8 protein-coding genes are annotated in these 6,720 nt (G+C 65.7%); 4 read left to right on the top strand and 4 right to left on the bottom strand.

Features of this window, described 5'->3' with window-relative positions; genetic code table 11:
* The 3 genes from DESPIG_RS06880 to DESPIG_RS06870 all read right to left on the bottom strand — a co-directional run.
* On the bottom strand, positions 1-339 hold a 339-nt coding region (locus DESPIG_RS06880), incomplete at its 3' end, for an ABC transporter substrate-binding protein (RefSeq protein WP_006006704.1).
* A 116-nt stretch (positions 340-455) separates the two neighbouring features.
* Positions 456-1,406 (bottom strand): ABC transporter permease, encoded by a 951-nt coding sequence (locus DESPIG_RS06875; RefSeq protein ID WP_006006702.1) that lies wholly within the window; start codon positions 1,404-1,406, stop codon positions 456-458.
* Positions 1,406-2,386: an ABC transporter permease gene (locus tag DESPIG_RS06870; protein ID WP_006006700.1), complete on the bottom strand. Its 981-nt coding sequence runs from the start codon at positions 2,384-2,386 to the stop codon at positions 1,406-1,408. The genes DESPIG_RS06875 and DESPIG_RS06870 overlap by 1 nt, the downstream gene beginning before the upstream one ends.
* 325 nt (positions 2,387-2,711) lie before the next feature.
* Between DESPIG_RS06870 and DESPIG_RS06865 the strand changes: the two genes are divergently transcribed.
* The 4 genes from DESPIG_RS06865 to DESPIG_RS06850 all read left to right on the top strand — a co-directional run bounded on the left by DESPIG_RS06865 (position 2,712) and on the right by DESPIG_RS06850 (position 6,029).
* Positions 2,712-3,698, top strand: coding sequence for a TOBE domain-containing protein (locus DESPIG_RS06865; RefSeq protein ID WP_006006698.1), 987 nt, complete (start codon positions 2,712-2,714; stop codon positions 3,696-3,698).
* 66 nt (positions 3,699-3,764) lie between these two features.
* Complete coding sequence (locus DESPIG_RS06860) at positions 3,765-4,586, top strand: ABC transporter substrate-binding protein (RefSeq protein WP_006006696.1); 822 nt, start codon at positions 3,765-3,767, stop codon at positions 4,584-4,586.
* A 100-nt stretch (positions 4,587-4,686) separates the two neighbouring features.
* Positions 4,687-5,382, top strand: coding sequence for an ABC transporter permease (locus tag DESPIG_RS06855; RefSeq protein ID WP_006006694.1), 696 nt, complete (start codon positions 4,687-4,689; stop codon positions 5,380-5,382).
* Positions 5,379-6,029, top strand: a complete 651-nt coding sequence (locus DESPIG_RS06850) for an ABC transporter ATP-binding protein (protein ID WP_006006692.1) — start codon at positions 5,379-5,381, stop codon at positions 6,027-6,029. The genes DESPIG_RS06855 and DESPIG_RS06850 overlap by 4 nt, the downstream gene beginning before the upstream one ends.
* A gap of 321 nt (positions 6,030-6,350) precedes the next feature.
* Here the strand turns inward: DESPIG_RS06850 and DESPIG_RS06845 are convergent, their stop codons facing one another.
* The gene (locus DESPIG_RS06845; protein WP_050760288.1) at positions 6,351-6,572 is read right to left on the bottom strand and encodes a helix-turn-helix domain-containing protein; all 222 of its coding nucleotides are present in this window, start codon (positions 6,570-6,572) and stop codon (positions 6,351-6,353) included.
* Positions 6,573-6,720: the final 148 nt, after the last annotated feature.

The following is a 6,720-nucleotide window of genomic DNA, read 5'->3' as shown; positions in this document are numbered from 1 at the left end:
GGTCAGGGCCGTGTAGGTGTAGACCACGTCCCGGGCGCTGAAGGGCGTGCCGTCGTGCCATTTGACCCCGTCGCGCAGGTGGAAGGTATAGGTCAGGGTCTTGGGATCATAGTCGACGCTTTTGGCCAGGTCGGGCACGGGCAGGCCCTTGGCGTCGAACTTCATGAGCCCGGAAAAGATGATGGTGGGCAGTTCCTGATGGGGGCTGAGCACGGGGTTGATGGTGTCCTCGTTCTCACCGGCATAGACCAGGGTATTGGCCATGTCGGCGGCCGGGGCCGGATGGGCGGTCAGCAGGGCCAGGGCCAGCAGGCAGCAGGACAGCAGGGATCGTTTCACGGCGAGGTTCCTCGGCGGCGGGCCCGGGGCCCGGGTTGAAGGTTCACGGCGGACGGGGGAACGAAGATGCCCGCATGCGGGCGGATGTATCCGGGGCAGGCGGAGCCTGCCGGTGTTCAGAGATTGCTGGGGCCCCGGACGCTGTTGCGGCGGAAGTGGTGCCCCAGGCTGGTGATGCAGAGCAGGGCCGTCACCAGGAACAGGCCGGGGATGAGGATCACCCACCAGGTGTTGAGCAACAGGGCCTTGTCGGCCAGGGCCAGCATGCTGCCCCAGGAAAGTTCGTCCACCGGCAGGCCCAGGCCCAGGAAGCTGAGGGTGGATTCCATGGCGATGCTGGTGCTGACGGCCGAGATGACCACGAAGAGGATGGCCGAGACCACATTGGGCACCAGATGGCGGCGCATGATCCAGCCGAAGCTGCCGCCCATGCAGCGCGAGGCCAGGATGTATTCGCAGTGGCGTATCTGGCGCACCTCGCCGCGCACGATGCGGGCCAGGGCGAACCAGCCCGTGACGCCGATGAGCAGGGCGATGCTCAGGGCGTTCTGGGGGCCCAGCAGGGAGACGGCCAGCAGCAGCACCAGCAGCACGGGGATGCTCTGGACGAGCTCCACCAGGCGCATGAGCAGGGCGTCGGTACGGGCCGGGGCGATGCCGGACAGGCAGCCGTAGGCCACGCCCAGCACGGTGATGACTGCGGCGCTCAGCAGGCCGATGAGCAGGGAGGCCCGGCCGCCGAACCAGATGATGGAATAGATGTCCCGGCCCAGGGAGTCGGTGCCGAAAAAGAACCGGCTGCCGGGCGGGGTGTTGCGGTCGGCAAGGTAGAACTCGGCGGGATCGTGGTTGGCCAGCCAGGGCGCGCACAGACAGCCCAGCACCAGCAGGAGCAGCAGGCCCAGGGGCAGCAGGGGCAGACGGGCCAGGCGTTGCCGCCAGCCGGGGCGGCGCAGGGCCGGGCGGTGTTCCCGCCAGCCCGCGCCCACCAGCTCGAAGGCATCGTCGGGGAGGGCCTCCTCCGGCCGGGTCACGGCGGCATGGGAGGCCGTACGGGGATCGCCCATCAGCAGACCACCTCGCCGCTCTTGATGCGTGGGTCGATGGCCTCGTTGATGCTCTGGGCCAGCAGGCTGCTGATGATGACCATGGCCCCGGTGAACAGGACCATGAGCATGAGCAGGTTGTAGTCGTGGTACTTGGCGCTGGAGATGGCCAGCAGGCCGATGCCGGGATAGTTGAACACGGCCTCGGCCACATAGGTGCCGCTGAGCACATGCGGGATGGAGATGGCCATGATGCCCACCACCGTGGGCATGACGTTGCGCAGGCAGTGGCTCCAGAGCACGCGGGTGCGGCCCAGGCCCTTGGAGCGGGCCAGCAGCACATAGTCGCGGCGCACTTCGTCCAGCAGCTTGTTGCGGATCATGTAGGCGTAATACCACAGGTGGCTGGCCACCATGACGGCCAGCGGCAGCACCAGATGGCGGGCGCGGTCGGCGATGTCGCCGGCCTTGCCGTAGCTGTAGGCGCCGCTGCTGGGCAGCCATTCCAGATTGACGCTGAAGACCAGCACCAGCAGCACGCCCAGCCAGAAGGCCGGGACATAGTAGGCCGTGGTGCCCACCCGGCAGATGAGGCGGTCCAGGGCGCTGTGCTCGAAACGGGCGCAGAGCAGGGCCAGGGCGATGGCCAGCACGAAGACCAGCGCGTAGGCCAGCCCGCCCAACAGCAGGGTGTTGCCCAGCAGGGGCAGGACCACGTCCACCACGGGGCGCTTGTATTTGAGCGACATGCCGAAGTCGCCGTCCAGCACGTTGCCTGCCCAGCGCCGGTACTGTTCCCAGATGGGGCCGTCCAGGCCCAGGCGCTGGCGGGCGGCGTCCAGCTCGGCGCTGCTCATGGATTGCACGGCATCGCCGTAATAGGATTGCAGGGGATCGCCGGGCGTCAGGCGCGAGATATAGAAGACCGCCAGCGAGAGCGCCAGCAGCATCAGCACCAGCAGTGCCAGCTTGCGCAGCAGGGAGGCTATGAGGGGCGGCATGGCATCCTCCGGACGGCCTGATGGTCGTGCCTGTTTGGTGTTACAAATCAAAAATCCGTGTCACGGCTATTTAGGGCCATAAAAGCTGTCGTGTCAAGGCGGGGGACGGAAAAAAGCGGACAGGCCGTGTTGCCACCCATCCTGGGGGCAGGGCCGGCGCGTGCCCGGCGGCTGTCTGGCCCCACATGTCCGCGGCCGGGGACATTGGTCACCAAAACATGGAAAAATCATTCCTGATTCTGCCGAAAACGTGACAAGAGCCGGGAAATGTCGTATGCCTTGCGCAGTCTTCGCGAGACGTTCAGCCCGTAAAGAGAGCCCCGCAGTGTCCCATCTGACCCGAGAAAAACTGGAAGCCCTTTCCCGCTGCTGGGAGCAGTGGGAAGCCGAGGCCGGCACGCCCCAGCGCAAGGTGGCGCGTGCCCGGCTGCATCTGTTGTTCCTGTTGTTGCGCTACGGCGGTCTGCGCCTGGGCGAGGCGCTGGAGCTGGACGCCCGCAAGGATGTGGACACCGTGACCGGCATGGTGCATATTCCGGGCCCCAACAGCCGGGACGTGCTGCTGCCCCTGAGCGCCATGCGCCATGTGCGCCGCATCTTGAGCCTGCCCGAGGCCGAGAGCATGGGCAGGGATTTTTTGCGCTTTGACCAGGGCTTCATCCGCAAGAGCTTCTATGCCGTGGCCCGGCCGCTGGGCCTGGACAGGGCCATGGTGGGGCCGCGTGCCATCCGCTACGCCCGCGGGCTGGAGCTTTTGGACCTGCATGTGCCGGTCAACCTGGTGCAGAAGTTCCTGGGCCAGCAGAAGGCCTCGCAGATCGCGGCCTTCCTCAACTTCTCCGACGGCGCCGCGCGGCGCATGGTCCAGAACAAGACCCTGGGGCCCTCGTCCGGCACGGACCCGCTCTGCAATTCCTTTCTGGGCATCGTGGAGGACATCTCCGTGGGCATGCGCATGGCCTCGGTGAGCGTGCGCACCTTCGGCGACATGCGCCTGGGCGTGCAGTGCAGCACGCGCCAGTTCGTGCATATGGAGATCCACGCCAACCAGGTGGTCACCGTGCTGGTGGACCCGGAACAGATCGTGCTCTCGCGCAGCCGCGCCACGCTCAGCATGGGCAACTGCCTGCCCTGCACGGTGCAGAGCATCCACCAGGACCAGGTGGAGTCCTTCGTCTCGCTGGAATTGGGCGACGGCTCGCGCCTGTGCGCCACGGTGGAGACGCCGGGCCTGCTCCGGGTGGGCATCTACGAAGGCCAGAAAGTCTACGCCCATTTCCCGTCACGGGCCGCGCGCCTGTGTCTGGACTGATATTTCCCGCAAGGGGCCGCCGTTCCGAACCGGCGGCGCATCATCAACCAATCAAGGAGTCGCATCATGAAAAACCTGAAGAAACTGTTCCTGCCCGTGCTGGCCGCCGCTTTCCTGGCCGCTCCGGCCCAGGCTGCCGACACGCTGATGATGGCCACCACCACCAGCACCCAGGATACCGGCCTGCTGGAATTCCTGGCCCCCACCTTCCAGAAAGAGACCGGCATCGAGCTGAAATGGGTGGCCGTGGGCACCGGCAAGGCCCTGGAGATCGCCAAGAACTGTGACGCCGACGTGCTGCTGGTGCATGCTCCCGCCGCTGAAAAGGAATTCGTCAAGGCCGGTCACGGTATCGACCGCCGTCAGGTGATGTACAACGACTTCGTGGTGGTGGGCCCCAAGGCCGACCCCGCCGGCGTCAAGGGCAAGGACACCGCCGCCGCCCTCAAGACCATCGCCGACAAGAAGGCCTCTTTCGTGAGCCGCGGCGACCAGTCCGGCACCCACAAGGCCGAGCTCAAGCTGTGGAAGCAGTCCGGCCTCAACCCCGACAAGGAAGCCTTCTACATCTCCGCCGGCCAGGGCATGATGGCCACCCTGAACATGGCCGCTGAAAAGAGCGCCTACACCCTGACCGACCGCGGCACCTGGATCAAGTTCAATGCCCAGCAGGGCGCCAAGAACCCCCTGGCCATCGTGGTGGAAGGTGACAAGGCCCTGTTCAACCAGTACAGCGTCATCACCGTGAACCCCAAGCAGTGCCCCAAGACCAAGGCCGACCTGGGCAAGAAGTTTGAAGACTGGTGGGTGGCCCCCTCCACCCAGAAGCGCATCGCCGAGTTCAAGCTGGAAGGCAAGCAGCTGTTCTTCCCCAACGCCGGCAAGTAGCGTTTTTTTCCGTCCGTTGGCGGGGACGGTCTCCGGGCCGTCCCCGTTTCGTTTTTCGACCTCCCTCCACGGATTCCCTCCGTCGCATTCCTGGTGATCTATGGACTATCTGGTCAACGGCTTCTGGGCGGCCTTCGCCCTGCTGGCCAATATGGACGACGCCACCTTCTCGGCCATCACGGCCACGCTGGTGTCCACGTCCTACGCCATGGCGGCATCGCTGCTCATGGGCCTGCCCATGGGCTTTGCCCTGGGCTATTGTGATTTTCCCGGCAAAAAGTTTTTGCGCCTCATCTCCGACACCCTGCTGGCCTTCCCCACCGTGCTCATCGGCCTGCTGGTCTATGCCTTCATCACCTATCGCGGCCCGCTGGGCGAATGGGGCCTGCTCTTCACCCTGCCGGGCATGGCCATCGGTCAGACCCTGCTGGCCCTGCCCATCGTGGTCTCGTGGGTGGCCCAGGCCGTGGAGGGCCTCGACCCCCGCTGCCGCCAGACCCTGCTGACCCTGGGCGCCCGGCCCCTGCAACTGGCCTGGCTGAGCCTGTGCGAGGTGCGCTTCGCCATCGCCATGGTCTGCCTGACCGCCTTCGGCCGCGTCATCACCGAGGTGGGCATCGCCATGATGCTGGGCGGCAACGTGCGCTACCATACCCGCACCATGACCACGGCCATCGCCCTGGAGACCAGCAAGGGCGAGTTTGCCCAAGGCATCGCGCTGGGCCTGGTGCTGCTGTTCATGGCCTTTGCCATCAACGTGCTCATGACCTTCATCAAGCACCGGGGGCGCATATGAGCCTTTTGTACGAAGTCCGCGGGCTGGTGCGCCGTTACGGCCGCGTGACCGCGCTGGACCTGCCCGCCCTGGGCGTGGACGAGCTGCGCATCCACAGCGGTCAGGTGCTGACCCTGGTGGGCTACAACGGCAGCGGCAAGTCCACCCTGCTGCGCCTGCTGGCCTTTCTGGAAGAGCCCGACGAGGGCCGCATCATCTATCATGGCGGCGAGGACCCGCGCCGCGAGGTGAGCCTGCTGCTCCAGGAGCCCTATCTGCTCAAGACCACCGTGTTCGAGAACGTGGTGCTGGGCCTGAAGCTGCGCGGCCGCCGTGGCGGACTGGAGGAAGCCTATCAGGCCGCTATGCGACAGGTGGGCTTCGATGATCCCGATGCCATGCGCCGCCGCGGGCCCAACGCCCTTTCCGGCGGCGAACGCCAGCGCGTGGCCCTGGCCTCGCGCCTGGTGCTGCGTCCGCGCGCCCTGCTGCTGGACGAGCCCACCTCCAACGTGGACGTGCGCAGCGCCCGCGCCATCGCCGCCGCCGTGGCCCAATGCCAGGCCGAAGGCGCGGCCATCGTCTGCTCCACCCACGATCCCGCGCTCATGCAGGCCCTGGGCGGGGAACAGCTCAAACTGGGCCAGGGCTGGAGCCTAGAGGGCTAGAAGCGGCACCCTTGGGGGAGATGCCTCTTGCGAGCTGACAGAACACGCACGCCATAAGGGAGACATCACCGTTGCACTCCTCATATCGTTTTACCGTTTGGGGAGGTTCGTGGCGGGCTTGGCTGCCGATCATCATGTGACGGTCATGGCTGTCGAAAAACGAAACACGCTTTTGTCCCGTATCGGAGGACAAAAGCGTGTTTCGTTTTCTGGCGGCGTATGGCCCGTGTCCGGTTGGCAAGGGAAATGCCGGGCGCGTTTCGTGAGATGCCGGCAGTGCGGTGGCGGCCGGCTGAAGGGGATGTCCCTGCCGGTTGGGGGCTACGCTTTGGGCGGCTGCAAAAGGTCGATGACCGTACAGTCGTACAGATCCGCGAATTGTTGCAGGCGTTTCAGGCTGACCGGGTTGTGGCCTTTTTCCATGCGGCAGACGGTCTCGGCTTCCAGTCCCAGCAAATGGGCCGCTTCTTTCTGGGTGAAGCCTGCCTGCTTGCGCCGCAGTTGCAGGTTATGGGCTGCGATCATGACGATGTCTTCGGACATGTGGTCTTCCTGTGAAGTCGGGATGGGCTGCCTGCCGTTGCGAGTCGGGGCAGGAAGAGACAGCTCCGGTCGGGGGCCTGGCTTGTGCTTCGGCTGCCGGGATGGTGTCGTAAGGGAAGACAGGCCTTGCGCACAGACAGGGATGACG

Source organism: Desulfovibrio piger ATCC 29098 (assembly GCF_000156375.1).
GTDB lineage: Bacteria > Desulfobacterota > Desulfovibrionia > Desulfovibrionales > Desulfovibrionaceae > Desulfovibrio > Desulfovibrio piger.
This window is presented reverse-complemented; position numbering and strand designations above follow the sequence as displayed.

Excerpts from the sequence above, each read along its gene's own strand:
- DESPIG_RS06875 (WP_006006702.1), bottom strand. The coding sequence starts at position 1,406 with ATGGGCGATCCCCGTACGGCCTCCCATGCCGCCGTGACCCGGCCGGAG.
- DESPIG_RS06870 (WP_006006700.1), bottom strand. The coding sequence starts at position 2,386 with ATGCCGCCCCTCATAGCCTCCCTGCTGCGCAAGCTGGCACTGCTGGTG.
- DESPIG_RS06860 (WP_006006696.1), top strand. The coding sequence starts at position 3,765 with ATGAAAAACCTGAAGAAACTGTTCCTGCCCGTGCTGGCCGCCGCTTTC.
- DESPIG_RS06855 (WP_006006694.1), top strand. The coding sequence starts at position 4,687 with ATGGACTATCTGGTCAACGGCTTCTGGGCGGCCTTCGCCCTGCTGGCC.
- DESPIG_RS06850 (WP_006006692.1), top strand. The coding sequence starts at position 5,379 with ATGAGCCTTTTGTACGAAGTCCGCGGGCTGGTGCGCCGTTACGGCCGC.
- DESPIG_RS06845 (WP_050760288.1), bottom strand. The coding sequence starts at position 6,572 with ATGTCCGAAGACATCGTCATGATCGCAGCCCATAACCTGCAACTGCGG.